The organism is Corallococcus aberystwythensis (assembly GCF_003612165.1).
GTDB lineage: Bacteria > Myxococcota > Myxococcia > Myxococcales > Myxococcaceae > Corallococcus > Corallococcus aberystwythensis.
Genome location: NZ_RAWK01000028.1, coordinates 1 through 16,469, shown reverse-complemented (window position 1 = coordinate 16,469; position 16,469 = coordinate 1). Strand labels below are relative to the sequence as shown.

Genomic DNA, 16,469 nt, shown 5'->3' with positions numbered 1-16,469 from the left:
GGTCCCACGGCTGACGCCGCCCCCAAAAGGAGCCGGCCCCTCAAGGCCCGGCCATGCTAGTGAGCACGGACACGCGGCTCGATGCGCCCTCCCCCGGACTTCCCGGGCGCCCCGCCCTGCTTGAAGAGGTCACCCGATGGATCTGCTCGCACCACCGGCCCGCACGCTGAACTTCGATGCCTTCTGGCGCTGGCTCCAGGAGCACACCAACTGCATCCTGCGCTGTGGCTCCCCCGACATGACGCTGTTCGACCATGACGACTTCCACTGGATGCTGATGGAGGAGGAGCGGCAGCACGTCCTCCAGCTCATCAAGGGCAAGTCGCTGGTGGGCGAGATGGTGATGGTGGGCCGCGAGGTCTCCGAGGTCACCATCTCTCCGGATCCGGACGCGGATCCGCAGGCGGGCCACTTCCTGGCGGAGCTGATGGGCGGTCCGAAAGAGGACCCGCAGGTGCTCTACCACTTCATCATGGCCCACGGCATCGAGCCGATCGCCGGCCACCAGGGCTTCAAGCACTAGCGCGCCACGCGCTCGATGGCCTCCACCGCCGCGTGGACGCCGTTGACCCAGGGAGCGGGACGCGCGCGAGGCCCGTCTTGAAGCAGGAGCGCGGACAGGACCTTCGCCTCCAGCTCCGCCGCGTCCCCCACCCGCTCCGCCTCCGTCAGTCGCAGGGCCTGCCGGTCATAGAGCCGGGGCCGCGCCCAGGCCACCAGCGGCGTCCCGGTGGCCCGGGCCTCCTGCACGGTGTTGTAGCCGCCCGCCCCCACCAGCACGTCCACGCCCCGCATCACCGCGAGCGCCGGCCAGACCGCCCGGCCCGGCGCGTGCGCCGTGGGAACGAGCCACCGCACCGCCGCCCGCTCCTCCAGCGACACGCACAGCCGGTCCGCGGTCGCCCCGGCCTCCGCCACCTCCTCCGGACGGCCACAGCCCATCACCGCCACCACGGGCCGCGCGTCCCCGTCCGCCACGCCCAGCCTCCGCCGGGCCTCCTCGCGGGGCAGCAGCGCGTCCGCGTCCAGCAGCAGCCACGGCGCCGTGCGCACCGCGCGCGGATGGTGCGCGAAGGGCGCGTCCTCCCCGGGCACGACGAGCAGGTCGAACGCGTCCACGGCGCCGGCCACGTCGAAGCGCTCCACGTAGACGGGGTTCAGGTCGCGGTGCACCAGCACGCGCGGCGCACGCACCGTGGGCAGCAGCGCCACCAGCTCTCCGGCGAGCCCCCGGGGAAAGGTGTCCACCACCAGCACGTCCGGCGTGGACTCCGCGAGCCACGCGCCCACCGCCGCCACGGTGGCGGCCTTGTCCAGCCGCGCGTCCACCCGGTGCACCGTGGCGTGGGGGCCCAGCCACGACTCCAGGGGCAGGCCTGGGGCGAACGGGCTGTTGGTGAGGACGTCCACCGCATGGCCCCGGGCCACGGCCGCGCGGGCCAGGGCCGCGGCGCGCGTCAGGTGGCCCAGGCCTCCGCCGAGCGCGTAGAGGCGCCAGTGCTGACGTCGCGCGGCCACGCTCAGCTACCGCCCAGGTCCTCCTCGAAGGAGGCGTCGTCCTCGCGCCGCACGCTCTCGCCGTCGGCCTCGGTGAAGTCGTTGGTGTCGTGGGAGGAGGACGCCCCGGAGCCGCGCCACGCGTCACGGCCGTAGTAGCCGTAGTCCTCGTAGTAGTAGCTGGGGTCGTCCTCGTCGGTGGAGGTGTCGGACGGGTCGCGGTTCTCGTCGCCGTTGTCGGCGGCGCGCGCGCACGTCACGCAGACCGTCTCCGCGCCGTCGAGCATGCGCATGTGCAGCGGGCAGATGGACTTCTGACACCGCGTGCACTGCGTGGACGCCCCGCGCTCACACGGGTGGGAGAAGAGGAAGCCGGAGGTCTCCAGGCACTGCTCGGCGGACGGGAAGGAAGGGGACATGGCTTGGGAAGGCTCAGGGCGACGCGGCGCCCGCGGGGGACTGGAGGCGGAAGAGCAGGGCCATGCGCAGGGGCAGGTCCAGCGAGTCGAAACCCAGGCACGCGGCGGCCTCGGGCGGCACCGGCTGCTTGGTGGCGAGCACCGTCTTGCCGGACGGGTCGCGCAGGGACAGCTTGCCGTCGCGCACCTTCACGTGGACGGACTCCAAGCCGGACGCGCCCTTCACGGACGCGCCACCGCCGTCGGCCGCCACGGTGTAGAGCACCGCGCCCTGCGCGTCCGTGAGCTTCCACCCGGCGCCCTCGCGCGCGAGCGTGTAGCGCACGGCCGAGCGCGCGGCGTCCTTCACCTGGAACACGTCCGGGCCGCCCGTGACATAGGCCAGCACCGTGTCGTCCGGACCGGACACCTTGAGCTCGCCGCCCTTCCACTTGTAGCGGGCGACCTCCTTGTCCTCGCCGTCCACGAGCTTGGCGCCGTCGTCCTTGGGCTTGAGCGAGAAGCGCTCGCGGTCATCGCCGTCCTTGAACTTGAGCTTGGCGCCCGCGTCCTTCGGCTCGGCGGCGGCAGTGGCGGCGCCGGTGGCGGACATCGCCTGGGTGGGCGTCGCGCTGGAGGAGGGAGTGCCCCCCTGCGAACAGGCGGAGGCCCCGAGCACGCCGAGGCCCACGAGGAACAGGACACGAAGCTTCACGGCGTGGACCTCACCTTCCCGGGCTGGCCCTGGGAAGAACTGGAGTGGTTGAGCACCTGGTAGAGGCTCAAGAGCATCATCGTCACGGTGCGCGACGCATCCGTCTTCTTGTCGTCCTCGCCGGACGCACGGGGAGACCGGGGCACCCCGTCCTCGTCCAGCAGGACGCGCAGTTCCACCCGGTCCCCGGCCACGCGCAGCCGCTTCAACGTGGCGCCGGGAGGCAGCCGCACGAGGCCCTGCGCGCGCGCGTTCATGTCCGCGAGCCCGGGGTAGCGCTCCGGATTCACGCGCAGCGCCACCGTCATCAGGCTGACCCCGCTCTGCTTGCGCTGGTGCTTCACCTTGCGCGGCATGACCTTCTTGCGCTCCAGCCTCCGCACCTGCTCCTCCACGGACAGGTGCAGCTGGGTGCCGTCCGCGAAGCGGCCCTGCAATGACAGCCACGGGTCGCTGAAGTCCTCGCGGTCCCACGCGCCGTGCTTCCCCTGGTGGACGCGCTTGCCGGGTTCGGTGGGAGACGTCAGGTCCATCCTCACGTCCACGGGCGCGTTCGCGTCCAGGTCCACCTGGAAGCGCTTGAGCAGCGTGGCCAACAACTGGCGGCGCGGCTCCTTGTGCGGCGCGGCGAACAGGTTCTCCCGGTCCAGTGACATCCCCATCGATGCCGTCTGCCTGTTGATGAAGGACACGAGGAGCACGATGAAGCCGCTCAACAGCGTCAGGAAGCACAGGAAGCCGAACAGGGCGGCCAGCCCCTCCTGACTCGAGGGCAGCAGCCGGAGGATGACGAAGGACACCCCGGCGGTGAGCAGCAGCCCCTGCCCGAGGCGCTTGCCCTTGCGCGCCTGGACGCTGGCGGGGTCGGGCTCTTCCGGGGCGCGCTTGGACCGGGGGTCCAGGGCCTGCAGGTCCTCCAGCACCTCCGCCACGGTCGCGCGCGCCTGGTAGACCCGGGTCTTCTGGAAGGCTTCGAGGTCGAGCGGCACGGGAGGGAAGCCTTGTTCAGCGGGAGCGGGCGAGCGTAGGAGGCGCCTTCTGACAGGTCAAACCGGCTGTTGCCGCCCCGGCGGAGCGCTCCGCCGGCGCGTGGTGCCCAGCACCTGGTAGAGGCTCAGGAGCATCATCGTCGCGGCGCGCGACGCGTCCTGGGACGCGGGAGGCCTCCGCCCGTTCTTGTCGGCCACGGGCTTCGGCGTCCGGGCCACCCAGTCCTGGGCCAGCAGGGCGCGCATCGACAGGCGGTCCTCGGCCACGTCCAGCTTCGACAGCGCGACTCCCGGGGGCAGCCTCGCGGCCCGCTTCGCGTTCGCGCCCAGGCCCGCCAGTCCGGGGAAGCGCTCCGGCTTCACGCGCAACCCCACCTGGAGCAGCGTCTTGCCCTTGCGCTTGGTCTTGACCTTCGTCTTGCCGCTGCGGCTGCGGCCGTAGCGCTTGCGCTTCTGCAGGTGCTCCACGGCGGACAGGTGCAGGTGCGTGCCGTCCGCGAAGCGGCCGTGCAGGGACAGCCACGCGTCGGTGAAGTCCTCGCAGTCCCACCGGCCTCGCTTGGGCTTGCCCACGCACTTGCGCGCCTCATCCGCCGGCGCCAGGTCCAGCTTCACGTCCACCGGCGCGTTCACGTCCAGGTCCACCTGGAACCGCTGGAGCAGCGTGGACAGCAGCCCGTAGCGCCGGTTGTCCACGTCCGCGCTGCGGGAGAGCGACCGGATGATGAAGAGCGTGATGCCGGCCACGAAGCTCGCCACGCCCACGAGGAACGGCAGACCTGCCAGCGCGTCCTGCTGCGCGTACGACAACTGCACCACCACGGCGGACAGGAGGGCCCAACCGCCGATGCTGAAGGCCATCAGGCTCCAGGCGGCGATCCACAGCCGGCGCCGCTTCTGCTCCACGCGGGCGTCCAGCGCCTCCAGCGTCTTCAGGTCCGCCAGCACCTCCGAGACCGGAGCGCGGGCTTCATACACATACGTCTTCTGGAACGCGGAGGGGTCGAGCGCCACGGTGGAGGACCTTGTTCAGCGGGAGCGAGCGGGAAGGCAGCGTAGGAGTCGCCCCCAGACAGGTCAAACCGACCCGCGGCGTCGGCGCGCGGCCTGCTGCTTCGCGCGCCGCCGGGCGTAGCCCAGCACCTGGTAGAGGCTCAGGAGCATCATCGTCGCGGTGCGGGACGCGTCGTCCTTCGCCAGCGCCTGCCGCCAGAACGCGGGCGCTTCCGGATCGCCCGCCTCCTTGTGCGGCCGCGCCACCCAGTCGTCGGACAGCCGCACGCGCAGGGACATCCGGTCCGCGGCGACGCGCACCCGCTCCAGCTCGATATGGCGGGGCAGGCGCGTGGCGGCGCTGGCGCGGGACTTGAGCCGCTCCAGGCCGGGGAAGCGATGCGGCTTCACGCGCACGGACACGTCCAGCAGCGCGAAGCCCTTTCGCTTCGTCTTCGTCCGCGACTTGCCGCTGGCGCTCGTCTTGGAGCGCTCGCGCTTCTGGAGCCGCTCCACCATGTGGATCCGCACGAAGGTGCCGTCCGCCAGCCGGGTCTCCAGCTTGAACCACGGGTCGACGAAGAAGTCCGTGTTCCACCAGCCCACCATGTCCTGTCTCACGCGCTTGTCGAGCAGGTCGGGCGGGCGCAGGTCCAGCTTGAGCCACACCGGCGCGTCCGGGGCCAGGTCCAGCTGAAGGCGCTGGAGCAGCACCTGGGCCAGGCCGTAGCGCCGGTTGTCCAGGTCGCGCCTCTTGAGGGACGCACGCCACAGGAACAGGCAGAGGCCCGCGACGAGCAGCAACCCGCCCACCACGCCCGTGACCTGAAGGAGCAGCGTGCCCGCCTCCGAGAACGGATCCTCGGCCTCCATCGAGCCCATCCACACGCCGTAGGCCAGGATGGCCATCACCCCGCCGGGAATCACGGTGAGCCACCCGGACCACTCCAGCGCGCGCCGCTGTCCTTCCGCGCGGGCGTCCAGCTGGGACAGGACCGTCATGTCCTCCAGCAGGTCCGGCACCGGCGCGCGGGACTGGTAGGTGAAGCGCTCATGGAATCGGCTGACGTTGACCGCCAAGGCGGTGGACTCCCTGTGACGCCCGGCGGGCGGACCCGCGCGCGAGCGTAGGAGCCCGCGCGAAGGACGGTCAAACGGACCGGCGGCGAGGCTTCCTGCCGGGCGCGGGGGCGGGGGCTTTTCGAGCCTGCCGCAGCAGCGGGTAGAAGCTGCGCAGCAGGTCCGTCAGCATGCGGGAGGCACGCAGGGGCATGCGGACCTCTTTACCAGAGGTGGAACGCCGGCCGTGCAGGCAGGCCGGGCGCCGGGCGGGCCTGGCCGTTAGGTAGGATGGAGCGGCCCCAGCGGCATCGGGCGCGAGGTGGACCGTGGACGAAGTGAGCCGGAGAGCGGCGCTGAAACTCATCGCGGCGGCGGGCATCAGCACCACCGTGGGGTGCTCACGCGGTTCGGGAAAGGCAGAGGAGTCGAAGATGAGTCAGCAGCAGGTACAGCAACCCGAAGCCGTGGTCCGTGTGGATCCCCTGGGTCCCTCCCCCACCCCGTGGCGGACGCCGGATCCGTTCCTCTTCTGCGTGCACCACGACGACCGCTATCCCCAGGGCAACGAGCAGCTGGGACCGAAGGCGTCGCTCGCGGGCCGGGACATCGGCCAGGACTTCGCGGGGCGGGACGGCTGGAACATGTATCACGGCACCGTGGTGCCGGGCTTTCCGCAGCACCCGCACCGGGGCTTCGAGACGGTGACCATCGTGCGCAACGGCCTGTTGGACCACTCGGACTCGCTGGGCGCGGCGGCGCGCTTTGGCGGGGGCGACGTGCAGTGGCTCACCGCGGGCGGCGGCATCAACCACTCGGAGATGTTCCCGCTGCTCAAGCAGGACCAGGGCAACCACATCGAGCTGTTTCAAATCTGGCTCAACCTGCCGCGCGCCAACAAGATGGTGACGCCGCACTTCTCCATGCTGTGGGACCAGGTCATCCCGCGCCACGTGGCGAAGGACGACGCGGGCCGCGCCACGCACCTCACCGTGGTGGCCGGCAACCTGGGTGACGTGAAGGCACCGCCTCCGCCGCCCAAGTCCTGGGCCGCGAACCCGGACGCGGACGTGGCCATCTGGACGTTGAAGATGGAGCCGGGCGCGCGCTGGACGCTGCCCGCGGCGGCGCGTGGCACGAACCGGATGCTCTACTTCTTCCTGGGCTCGCGGTTGAGCGTGGGTGGCAGGGCCGTGACAGCGCGCAACGCCATCGAGCTGCGCGCGGACGTGGACGTGGTGCTGGAGAACGGCCCGGAGACGGCGGAGCTGCTGCTGCTCCAGGGCAAGCCCATTGGCGAGCCGGTCGTGCAGTACGGCCCGTTCGTGATGAATTCGCGGCAGGAGATCCAACAGGCCTTCGCGGACTACCAGCGCACGGGCTTCGGCGGCTGGCCGTGGCCCAGCCACGACCCGGTGCACGCGAAGGAAGAAGGCCGCTTCGCGCGGCACGCGGACGGCCACATCGAGAAGCCGGCCTGATCAGGGCTTCTTCGACTCGGCGCCTTCCCACTCGAACCGGATGGAGGGCGCCTTGACGGTCTTGGCGTCCTTCATGAGGAAGCCCTCCTGGCGCGAGCTGGCGCGCTCCAGGACGGGCTTCAGGGATGCGGGGATGGGCAAGAGCACGCCCACGACGAACATGTTCCCGCGGCACGACTCGTTGTCGTAGGGGAACGCGATGCGCACGGCGACCTTGCCACCCTCCAGGTGGTGGAAGGCCACGGAGCGCTTCACGCTGTCGAGCCCGTACCGGAAGCCCACGCAGTCCTCGCCGGGCTCCAGGGTCTCCAGCATCGCCTCCACGGTCCTAGCCTTCTTGAAGGCCTCCGCGTCGCCGATGTGCTTCTTCACGAAGCCATCGGCCTTGAGGGCGGCGAGGACGTCCTTCTCCGGGAACACGTCCAGCAGGGAGAACTTCCCCTGCGGCTTCGTCACGTCCACGGTGACGTAGGAGAAGTGCGCGTAGGGATGAGCGCCGCCGGTGTAGCCCGAGTTGGCCTCCTCGTAGCTCACCCACGGGCCCACCACGGACCGCACATCGAAGGCCCACAAGGCCTCCCAGTCGGACGTGTCCCGCTCTTCGTCCTCGGCGGGCGTCACGTCCTCGAGGAAGCCCTTCTTGCGCGACTGGAAGCCGAAGACCTCCTTGCCGTCGCGCAGGGCGCGCAGGTCCTTGGACGACATCTCGAACGTGACGTCGGAGCCGGTCACCTTCCACGTGAGCGGCTGGGTCTTGGGAGCGGGCGAGGCCGCGAACAGGGCCGCCATCACCACGGAGCTCATGAGCATGGGCGTCATCTTGCCTGAATGCTAAGGCAGCCAGGCCATGCGTTCCCGCACCTGCGTCGCGCTGCTGCTCCTCGTCGTCACGGCCTGCGCGACGACAGAGCCATCCGTGTCCCGCAGCCCGAGGCATGCCAACCTCCAGCGCGCGGCGACACTGCCCTGGAGGGATGATGGGCGATGCGTCGTGCGGGAGGCATCCGGTCCCTGGTCCGAAGTGGTGGAGCAGTGCTTTCCCGCGCTGGACACGCGAAGGGTCCGCTTCCGCGACATCAAACACCGGTGCCCTGTGGCCATGACGGACGCGGCCAGCCTGGAGATGGTGGTGGGCGTCTGCCTGCTGACGCAGCCGGAGCTCGCCGTGGGCGCTGTGGTCGTCATTGGCGTGGTGGTGGTGGCGATCGCCATCAAGGAGGAGCTGGACGCGTACGAACTGCGGCATGCGTATCCGGATGAAGATGCGCCCCGGACGCGGCCTCTCACGCGGCAGCCCGTAGCGGAGCACAATCCTGAGCCCGCGGGCAGTGCTTCCGGACGGGACTGGTTTCCTCCGCCAGGACCACCTGGCTCCGTGGATCCACGTGAGCGCCGCCCGGAGTGCCGTCCTCAGGCCGTGTCTCACCTGGGCGGTGATGCCCTGCACAACCAGTGCGCGGACCGGGTGCCGTCGAATGATTTCGCCGGTTCGGATGTACTCATCAATGGCAAGCACTTCGATGCGATGCAGCTCCGCGCAGGTGTGCTGTGGGAGATCAAGACCGACAACTTCGACACGTTCACCCCTGCCCTTCAGAGAATCGTGCTCGGGAAGCAGGTGGACGAACTGCAACGTGAGCGCAATATCGCGAAGGCCTGCGGCTACAAGTTCGTGGTCGGAGTCCGAAGCGCAGCACACAAGGCGGCGTTGCTCTCACAGATTCGCGACCTCACCATCGTTGTCATGGACTGGTGCTGAGATGGCAACTCCTTCCCTTCTGCTCATCGCCCATGCGCCCGCGCTCGTTCCGGATGACGAACGGCCAGCCCTGGCTGCTCGCGCCATGGAACAGGCATTTCCGGGCGTGGACTTGTCGTGGACGATTTCCGACGAGGGTCGGTTCATCCCGTTGCCGCAGCGCGATGCCTGGATTGCCCAGGAACTGCGAACCGGAGGAATCCACCTCGTATGCAACGGAGACGAAGCATTCCTCGTGTCGATAAACGGCCAGGAAAGCTCTGCGGCTTTTTCTGCTGGCGGGCAAGCCCAGTACGAATCTCACGCGGAATGGCCGTGGACTCCTTCCTCCGTTCTTCCGTCAGCGCCCGTGCTGTCAGCCGTGGCGGAAGTTGCACGCGCCTTCTGGGGCCATCTGACTCCCAGCGGCGCTGCATTGGACATCGCGTTGCAGACGAGCCCTACGTTGGAGGGACCGCCCAATCCCACCAGAGGCCTGCCCCCACTCAAGCTCCCTTGGGAAATCCGTGCACCGGAGGTGCCGCATCACCTCGGGTGGCTCAACTACTGGTCCGCGGCCACCGCGCGGCTCCTCAAGTTCCCGGATCCGTCGCGCGACGCGGAGCTGCTGACCCGCTCACGCCGCACCGCGAGCGGGGGCTGGATCGTCCAGCTCACGGACACCCCGCTGGACCTGGACGACCCCGCCCATCTGGATGCCCTGCTGCGGGCCTACGCGCGCTTCCCTGAAATCGGCGGACGCGCCGCTCCCTGAAACACTCAGGGCTTCTTCGATTTGGCGCCGTCCCACTTGAAGCTCACCGTAGGCGCCTTGACGGCCTTGGCGTCCTTCATGAGGAAGCCCTCCTGGCGCGTGCGAGCGCGCTCCAGGGCGGGCTGCAAGGATGCAGGGATGGGCAGGAGCAGACCCACGACGTACATGTTCCCTCGGCACATCTCCGCCGCGTAGCCGAAGGAGATGCGCACGGCGACCTTGTCGCCTTCGACGTGGTGGAACGCGACCGAGCGCTTCACGTTGTCCAGCCCATACTCGAAGCCCACGCAGTCCTCGCCGGCCTCCAGGCTCGCCAGCAGCGCCTCCACGGTCTTCGCGCTCTCGAAGGCCTTGGGGTCGCCCATGAACTTCCTCACGTAGCCGTCCGCCTTGAGGGCCTTGAGGACGTCCTTCTCCGGGAACACGTCCAGCAGGTTGAAGGCGTCCTTGCCCTTCGTCACGTCCTCGGTGACGTAGATGCGGCTCGCGTACGGGTGCGCGCCCCCGGTGTAGCCCCCGTTGGAGTCCTCGTAGCTCACCCACGGGCCCACCACGGACAGCACGTTGAAGGACTGGGAGGCTTCCCAGTCAGTCGTGTCCTGCGTGGCGTCCACACCTTCCGTGATGCTGTCGACGAAGCCCTTCTTGCGCGACTGGAGGCCGAAGACCTCCTTGCCATCGCGCATCGCGCGCAGGTCCTTGGACGACATCTCGAACGTGACGTCGGAGCCGGTCACCTTCCACGTGAGCGGCTGGGTCTTGGGAGCGGGCGTGGCCGCGAGCAGCGCCACCATCACCACGGAGCTCATGAGCATGCGCCCCATCCTGCCTGAGCTCTCCTGTTTCCGTTGAGTCTCCTGTTCAGTGCGTGAGCTGCTCTCCGATGGTGGAGGCGATCGTCTGGAGCCCTTCGCGGGAGCGCCCCAGGGGCTTTCTAGGCAGGGTGCGCAGCCCCGTGAGTCCGATGCCCAGCGAGCCGCCCACCAGCGCGGTGCCAATCACGAGCGCGCCTTTGACGGGCCGCTTTGGGAGCGCGAGGGCCGCAGCGATGATCAGGGCGCTCACCCCCGTCATCCCCATCCAGGCGCTCGCGCCCAGCAGCAGCGAACTCTTCGCGGTGTTCTTCGCGTCCTCCTTGAGGTCCTTCTGGGCGAGCTTCGCCTCCGTCTTGAGGATGCGTTTGCCCTGCGTGAGCACCGTCGACATCAGCGACGGGCGCTGCTGCGGCTGTCCGGCCTGCTGCTGCTTCTGTTCGTCCATTGGAGTGCTCCGGTGGGTCGAGGGGCCTGGGAAAAAGCTAGGACCGTGCCGCCGGAAGCGAGCGGCAGGGGGACTGGGCAGCGACTCCTCTTCCCGAGGCCACCCGCTCCAGCCAGTGGGGCAATGCACGCCCGTTCACGCTAGAACCCCTCCGGTGGAGAACGTGGGAGGCACCGTGGAGAAGAAGGCGCTGGTGGCATCCGAACGCGCATTGGCCAGGACCGAGGAGCGCCGGGCGGTGGCGCAGCGGGTCCTGGGGACGGTGGGCGGAAGTCTCCTCCTGGGGGGCGCGGGCATTGGCGTCATGGGCGCCGTCCTCACGCCCTGGCTCTTCATCCCCGCGGGCGTGCTCGCCGTCGGCTCCGGCGTCCTCTTCATCGTGCGCGGTGCCCTGGGCGCGGCGAGCGCCGCACGGGCGCAGGGGGACAGTGCCGCGCGGATCGGCCTGGGGGCGGAGATCGCCGGCTCGGCGCGCGTCGAGCCCGGTGCCGTCATCGAGATGGGCGCCACGGTGCAGGCAGAGGCGGTCATCGAAAGCGGTGCCGTCATCCGCATGGGCGCCACCGTGCAGCGCGGCGCGACGGTGCAGCGGGGGGCCGTGGTCGGTTGGGGCGCCACGATTCAGGAGGGGGCGACCGTGGAGCGCGCCGCCAGCGTCGGTGCGGGGGCCACCCTCGGCCGGAATGCGCGGCTGTCCGCGGGCGGTCACCTTGGAGCCGGTGGGCATATCGAGTCGACCGAAAGCCCCGGTGCGCCCTTGAAGCGTGTCCCGGACGCGGTCGCGGTGTTCCAGGAGGATGCGCGGCTCCGGGAGCTGGATGAGGTCTGCGACCGGCTGGAGGCTGCCTTCCGCAAGGCGTCGCCGGCCGTGCGGGGTTTCCTCAGCGGGGGCGAGGAGTCCGTGAAGGCGCTGCGCCGCTCGTGCCACGACCTGCGGGAGCGCGAGCAGGGCCTGCGCCGCGAAGTCAGCCCGGAGTTGATGGGCCGGCTCGACGTGGAGCGCACGACGCTCTCCGCGCGCATCACGGCCTCAACGGATCCGCAGGTGCGCGCCTCGCTGCAGAGCGCCGTGGATGCCATTGATGCACAGCGGGCGCAGCGCGAGCGGCTGGCGCGCAACGCGGACCGTCTGGATGCCGAGCTCACCCGCCTGCGCTGGAGCATCGAGGGCGTGGCCACCCAGCTGGTCCAGGTCCACGGTCAGAGCGGACCGACGGCCCCGCCCGCCGACACCGAGTCGGGCTTGAGCCGCGTGCGTGAAGAGCTGGCCGCCATCAGCGAGGCGCTCGAGTCGGTCAACGAGGCGGAGCGGACGGGACTGCGGCCGATGCAGGAGCCCTTCGCGCCCCAGGAGTCCCCCCAGGAGTCTCAAGCGCAGGGCACCCGGCCTCCACGTGTCCGAGGCTGAGCCGCGGACCCGTCCCCCCGGTTTGCCGCCGGGCCGCCGTCGCGGTAGCACCCGTCCGTGGGCACCTCCGGAATCGTCTACGCGTCCTTCGACCGCTTCCCCGCGCCCAAGGGCGCCGCCGTGCACATCCGCGCCTTCGTGGAGGCGCTGGGCGCCGCGTTCGGCCCCATGGACCTCGTGGCCATTGGCGACGCGCCGGGCGCTCCTCCGCCTGCCCTGGGCCCCCACGTCACCTACCACCCGATGGGTGCCCGCGGGAAAGACCTCATCGCCCAGGCGCTGACGTTCCGCTCGCACCTGGGCGCGTGGTGGCACGGCCGGCCTCGCGCGAAGGTCGTCCACGTCCGCTCCATCTTCGAGGGCTACCCCATCGCCCGGCGCAAGGCCGCCCTCACCGACGCCCTCGTCTACGAGGTCAACGGCCTGCCCTCCATCGAGCTCAAGTACCACCACCCCGACGTCGCCGATGACGCGGAGCTGATGCGCAAGCTGCTCGGCCAGGAAGAGGCCTGCCTCCAGGCCGCGGACCTCCTCGTCACCCCCAGCGCCGTCACCGCCGAACACCTGGTGTCACGCGGCGCGGACCCCAAGCGCCTGCGCGTCATCCCCAACGGCGTGGACCTGGAGGTCTTCCGCTACGCACCTCCACGCCCGCCCGAAGCCGGCCGCCCCCTGCGCCTGCTCTACAGCGGCACCATGACCGCGTGGCAGGGCGTGCACCACGCCATCGAGGCCTGCCGCCTCCTGCGCCGCGACCTGCCGGTGACGCTCACCCTCGTGGGCCCCCTGCGCAAGCACGCGCGCCGCGCCCTCCTGGACCGCTGCGGGGACCTGGTGCTCCAGGGCGCGGTGGAGATCCTCGAGCCCCTGCCCCAGGAAGCGCTGGCCCGGCTGCACCACGCCTGCGACGTCGTGCTCGTGCCGCTGCCCGTGAACGACCGCAACTGCGTGCAGGGCTGCTGCCCGCTGAAGCTCCTCGAAGCCATGGCCACCGGCACGCCCGTCATCGTCAGCGACCTGCCCGTGGTGCGCGCGCTCGCGGAAGCCCATGAGGCCTTCCGCATCCGCCCCGGCTCACCCAAGGCCATCGCGGAGGCCGTGAAGGACCTCCTCGCGAACCCCGCCCTCGGCGCCGCGCTGAGCGCCAACGCCCGCGCCCGCGTGGAGCGCGACTTCCCGTGGGGCCGCGCGCAGGAAGCGCTCGTGAACGCCTACGCAGACGACCTGGGAATCGTGCGCGCCAGCACCCGCGACAACACCGCGGCCTCCGCGTCCGCCTGAAACCCCGCTTCCACGCGAGCGCGCGCCGCCGTCCCCAGCGCCGCGCGCTTCGCCTCGGGCATCCCCAGCACGTCCAGGCACGCCTGCCCCAGGTGGTTGAGCAGCGCCTTCTGCACGATGAAGCCGTGCACCCCGGACTCCACCGCCTCCGGGATGCCGCCCGCGTCGCTGGCGATGACCGGCCGCGCGCACGCCATCGCCTCCAGCAGCGCGTTGGGCATGCCCTCCCACAACGACGGCTGGAGATACACATCACACAGCCGCAGGTGCTCCGCGATGAGCGCCGGGGACTCCAGCGCGCCGGAGACGATGATGCGCGCCGCGTCCTCCGGATGCTCGGCCCGGTAGGCCACCAGGTGCTCCGCGTCCCGGGCGCGCACCTCGCCAATCACCAGCAGGCACGCGGGCCGCACGCGCCGCACCTCCGTGAGCGCGGACAGGAGGAACGGCAGCCCCTTCTTGTGGCGCAGCTCTCCAGAGAAGCCGAGCACCGCCTCGCCCGGCAGGATGCCCAGCCGCTCGCGCAGGGCCCCGTCCGCCGGGCCCGGTGAGAACAGCGCCGTGTCCACCGCGTTGGGGATGACCTCCACGCCCGGGTCGCGCCCCAGCAGCATCGCCATCTTCCGGCCCAGGTCCGCGGACGCGGCCGTGAGCACGTCCGCCCGCTGGAGGGTCCAGAGCAGGCGGGCGAAGTCCCCCGGCGGGAACATCAGCTGATCCACGTCGTTGCCCCGCGCGCTGATGACGGACTTGAGCCCCGCGCTCTGCGCGAACACCACCGCGAGGAAGCCCGGCGGGTACAGGTAGTGCCCCCACACCAGGTCATACTTGCGCCGCGCGTGCAGGTGGCCGAGCACATCGAGCGTGTGCTGCATGGACAGGTCCGCGCTGCCGAACAACCCCAGCCGGTGCAGCGTGACGCCCTTCGCGAACGGCGACACATCCCCCGCGTCCTGCACCGTCTCCAGCGCTCCGGGCGGCGCCGTGCGAGTCCACGCAACCACGTCCACGCGTGCGCCCAGCCGCACGAGCGAGCCCGCGGTGCGCGCGCCGCTGCGGGCAAGTCCTCCGATGTCAGGAGGAAAGCGCTCGGCGAGGAGGAGGACGCGGGGACCGGAAGCCATGCCCTGAATCTACCCGGACGCGAGCACCGGCAGGCGGGGAACCGCGAGGGATGAAAGGCGGAAGGCGTCCCGTTGCAACGGCCAATCCATGACGCAACCCTCACCTGAATCCTTCTCTCCGGACGCCTCCCCTTCGACCTCGGGTGTCAGGGGCCTCTTCGCCTCCCTGTGGCTGGCGGTGAAGGGCTCCACCGAGGACCTGGCCACCGGGCCCGTGGACCGCGCCTTCCTGCTGCTCTCCGTGCCCATGGTGCTGGAGATGGTGATGGAGTCCATCTTCGCCCTGGTGGACGTGCTCTTCGTGTCGCGCCTGGGCGCGGACGCCATCGCCACCGTGGGCCTCACCGAGTCCGTGCTCACGCTCTTCCAGACCGTGCCGCTGGGCCTGTCCATCGGCGCCACCGCGCTCATCGCGCGGCGCATCGGACAGAAGGACCCGGAGCGCGCCGCGAGCGCCGCCGTGCAGGCCCTGGGCCTGGGGTTCGCGTTGTCCGTGCCGCTGGCGCTCGCGGGCGCCCTCTTCGCGCGTCCCATCCTCATGGCGCTGGGCGCCGCGCCCGGCGTACTGGAGCACGGCGCGGGCTACACGCGGCTGATGCTGGGCGGCTTCCCCATCATCATGCTGCTCTTCCTCATCAGCGCCATCCTGCGCGGCGCGGGGGACGCGGCCACGTCCATGCGCGCGCTGTGGCTGGCCAACTCCGTGAACATCGTGCTCGCGCCGCTGTTCATCTTCGGCCTGAGACCCGTGCCCGCCATGGGCGTCGTGGGCGCCGCGCTGGCCACCACCGTGGGCCGCTCCACCGGCGTGGTGTATCAGGTGTATCGCCTGCTGAAGGGCAACGGACGTCTGGAATTGCACCGCCGCCACCTGCGCGTGGAGCTGTCCACGCTGCGCTCGCTCTTGAAGCTGTCGGGCGCCGCCATGCTCCAGTCGCTCTTGAGCATGTCCAGCTGGTTGGTGCTGATGCGCATCGTGGCCACCTTCGGCAGCACGGCGCTCGCGGGCTACACGCTGGCCATGCGCATCCTGCTCTTCGTGCAGCAGCCGTCCTGGGGCCTGTCCCACGCGGCGGGCACGCTGGTGGGCCAGAGCCTGGGCGCCGGCGACACCGACCGCGCCGAGCGTGCCGCGTGGCGCGCCAGCTTCTACACGCTCGCGTTCCTGGGCGTGGTGGCGGTGGGCCTCTTCCTCTTCGCGGAGCCCCTCATCCACCGCTTCACCACCGAGCCGGAGGTCGGCCTGCACGCCGTGCGCTGCCTGCGCATCGTCAGCTGCAGCCTGGCCCTCTACGCCTTCGTCACCGTGCTGCCCCACGCCTTCAACGGCGCCGGGGACACCACCACCCCCACCGTGGTGAACGCCCTGTTCTCCTGGGGCCTCCAGCTGCCGCTCGCGTGGGTCCTCGCCCATCCGCTGGGCCTGGGCCCCTCGGGCGCGTTCATCGCCATCGCCGTGACCTATGGGGCGCTCGGCCTGGCGAGCGCGGCCCTGTTCCGGCGCGGCGGGTGGAAGCTGCGGCACGTCTGAGGCCGTCCTCCACCAGCCGACATTCGCCACCGCCCGGGGGCTGAGTTGAAAGCCCTCGGGGAGTGCGGACTTTCCCGAAACTCTCGCGGCGGGTAGGCGCCCTCCAAGCGCTTCCAGCCACAGGGCTCCCGTCACCCCGGGGTGCCTCCAAGGTGTCGCCGCGAGAGCACGGGGCACAACGGTGGGGGAGGGGCTTCACACATGGCGGGCAACGAGCGGG

At 70.6% G+C, this 16,469-nt stretch carries 18 protein-coding genes; 7 read left to right on the top strand and 11 right to left on the bottom strand.

Annotated elements, in window-relative coordinates; translation table 11 throughout:
* The first annotated feature begins 136 nt into the window (after positions 1-136).
* Positions 137-523, top strand: coding sequence for a serine/threonine protein kinase (locus D7W81_RS06485; protein WP_120554448.1), 387 nt, complete (start codon positions 137-139; stop codon positions 521-523).
* Here the strand turns inward: D7W81_RS06485 and D7W81_RS06480 are convergent.
* The 7 genes from D7W81_RS06480 to D7W81_RS44035 all read right to left on the bottom strand — a co-directional run bounded on the left by D7W81_RS06480 (position 520) and on the right by D7W81_RS44035 (position 5,865).
* Positions 520-1,518: a hypothetical protein gene (locus tag D7W81_RS06480; protein WP_120554447.1), complete on the bottom strand. Its 999-nt coding sequence runs from the start codon at positions 1,516-1,518 to the stop codon at positions 520-522. The genes D7W81_RS06485 and D7W81_RS06480 overlap by 4 nt on opposite strands.
* Positions 1,519-1,520: 2 nt before the next feature.
* A complete protein-coding gene (locus D7W81_RS06475; protein ID WP_120554446.1) occupies positions 1,521-1,916 on the bottom strand; it encodes a hypothetical protein in 396 nt (131 codons plus the stop codon).
* Positions 1,917-1,929: 13 nt separating this feature from the next.
* Positions 1,930-2,610: a hypothetical protein gene (locus tag D7W81_RS06470; RefSeq protein WP_120554445.1), complete on the bottom strand. Its 681-nt coding sequence runs from the start codon at positions 2,608-2,610 to the stop codon at positions 1,930-1,932.
* Positions 2,607-3,599 (bottom strand): hypothetical protein, encoded by a 993-nt coding sequence (locus tag D7W81_RS06465; protein WP_120554444.1) that lies wholly within the window; start codon positions 3,597-3,599, stop codon positions 2,607-2,609. The genes D7W81_RS06470 and D7W81_RS06465 overlap by 4 nt, the downstream gene beginning before the upstream one ends.
* 57 nt (positions 3,600-3,656) lie before the next feature.
* Entirely contained in the window at positions 3,657-4,613 is a 957-nt protein-coding gene (locus D7W81_RS06460; protein ID WP_120554443.1) for a YdbT family protein, read from the bottom strand.
* Positions 4,614-4,676: 63 nt separating this feature from the next.
* Complete coding sequence (locus D7W81_RS06455) at positions 4,677-5,672, bottom strand: hypothetical protein (protein ID WP_120554442.1); 996 nt, start codon at positions 5,670-5,672, stop codon at positions 4,677-4,679.
* Between the two features lie 70 nt (positions 5,673-5,742).
* Positions 5,743-5,865, bottom strand: a complete 123-nt coding sequence (locus D7W81_RS44035) for a hypothetical protein (protein ID WP_279637804.1) — start codon at positions 5,863-5,865, stop codon at positions 5,743-5,745.
* Between the two features lie 220 nt (positions 5,866-6,085).
* On the opposite strand from D7W81_RS44035, the gene D7W81_RS06450 reads away from it, so the two are divergent.
* Entirely contained in the window at positions 6,086-7,132 is a 1,047-nt protein-coding gene (locus D7W81_RS06450) for a pirin family protein (protein ID WP_120554441.1), read from the top strand.
* Here D7W81_RS06450 and D7W81_RS06445 read toward each other — a convergent pair whose 3' ends face one another.
* Positions 7,133-7,942: a hypothetical protein gene (locus tag D7W81_RS06445; protein WP_244227007.1), complete on the bottom strand. Its 810-nt coding sequence runs from the start codon at positions 7,940-7,942 to the stop codon at positions 7,133-7,135.
* Positions 7,943-7,979: 37 nt separating this feature from the next.
* Between D7W81_RS06445 and D7W81_RS06440 the strand changes: the two genes are divergently transcribed.
* The gene (locus tag D7W81_RS06440) at positions 7,980-8,891 is read left to right on the top strand and encodes a DUF6310 domain-containing protein (RefSeq protein ID WP_120554439.1); all 912 of its coding nucleotides are present in this window, start codon (positions 7,980-7,982) and stop codon (positions 8,889-8,891) included.
* A gap of 1 nt (position 8,892) precedes the next feature.
* A complete protein-coding gene (locus tag D7W81_RS06435) occupies positions 8,893-9,645 on the top strand; it encodes a DUF5953 family protein (protein WP_120554438.1) in 753 nt (250 codons plus the stop codon).
* Positions 9,646-9,650: 5 nt separating this feature from the next.
* On the opposite strand, the gene D7W81_RS06430 is transcribed toward D7W81_RS06435, so the two are convergent.
* Both D7W81_RS06430 and D7W81_RS06425 read right to left on the bottom strand, forming a co-directional pair.
* Entirely contained in the window at positions 9,651-10,460 is an 810-nt protein-coding gene (locus tag D7W81_RS06430) for a hypothetical protein (protein ID WP_244227006.1), read from the bottom strand.
* 46 nt (positions 10,461-10,506) lie between these two features.
* Positions 10,507-10,905 carry a phage holin family protein gene (locus tag D7W81_RS06425; RefSeq protein WP_120554436.1) on the bottom strand — a complete coding sequence of 133 codons (399 nt, stop codon included), beginning with the start codon at positions 10,903-10,905 and terminating at the stop codon, positions 10,507-10,509.
* Between the two features lie 154 nt (positions 10,906-11,059).
* On the opposite strand from D7W81_RS06425, the gene D7W81_RS06420 reads away from it, so the two are divergent.
* Positions 11,060-12,313: a hypothetical protein gene (locus D7W81_RS06420; protein ID WP_120554435.1), complete on the top strand. Its 1,254-nt coding sequence runs from the start codon at positions 11,060-11,062 to the stop codon at positions 12,311-12,313.
* A 57-nt stretch (positions 12,314-12,370) separates the two neighbouring features.
* On the top strand, positions 12,371-13,594 hold the full coding sequence (locus tag D7W81_RS06415) for a glycosyltransferase family 4 protein (protein WP_120554434.1): 1,224 nt from the start codon (positions 12,371-12,373) through the stop codon (positions 13,592-13,594).
* On the opposite strand, the gene D7W81_RS06410 is transcribed toward D7W81_RS06415, so the two are convergent.
* Positions 13,525-14,718, bottom strand: coding sequence for a glycosyltransferase (locus D7W81_RS06410; protein WP_120554433.1), 1,194 nt, complete (start codon positions 14,716-14,718; stop codon positions 13,525-13,527). The two genes, D7W81_RS06415 and D7W81_RS06410, sit on opposite strands and share 70 nt — an antisense overlap.
* An 88-nt stretch (positions 14,719-14,806) precedes the next feature.
* On the opposite strand from D7W81_RS06410, the gene D7W81_RS06405 reads away from it, so the two are divergent.
* Positions 14,807-16,249, top strand: coding sequence for an MATE family efflux transporter (locus D7W81_RS06405; protein WP_120554432.1), 1,443 nt, complete (start codon positions 14,807-14,809; stop codon positions 16,247-16,249).
* The last annotated feature ends 220 nt before the right edge of the window (positions 16,250-16,469 follow it).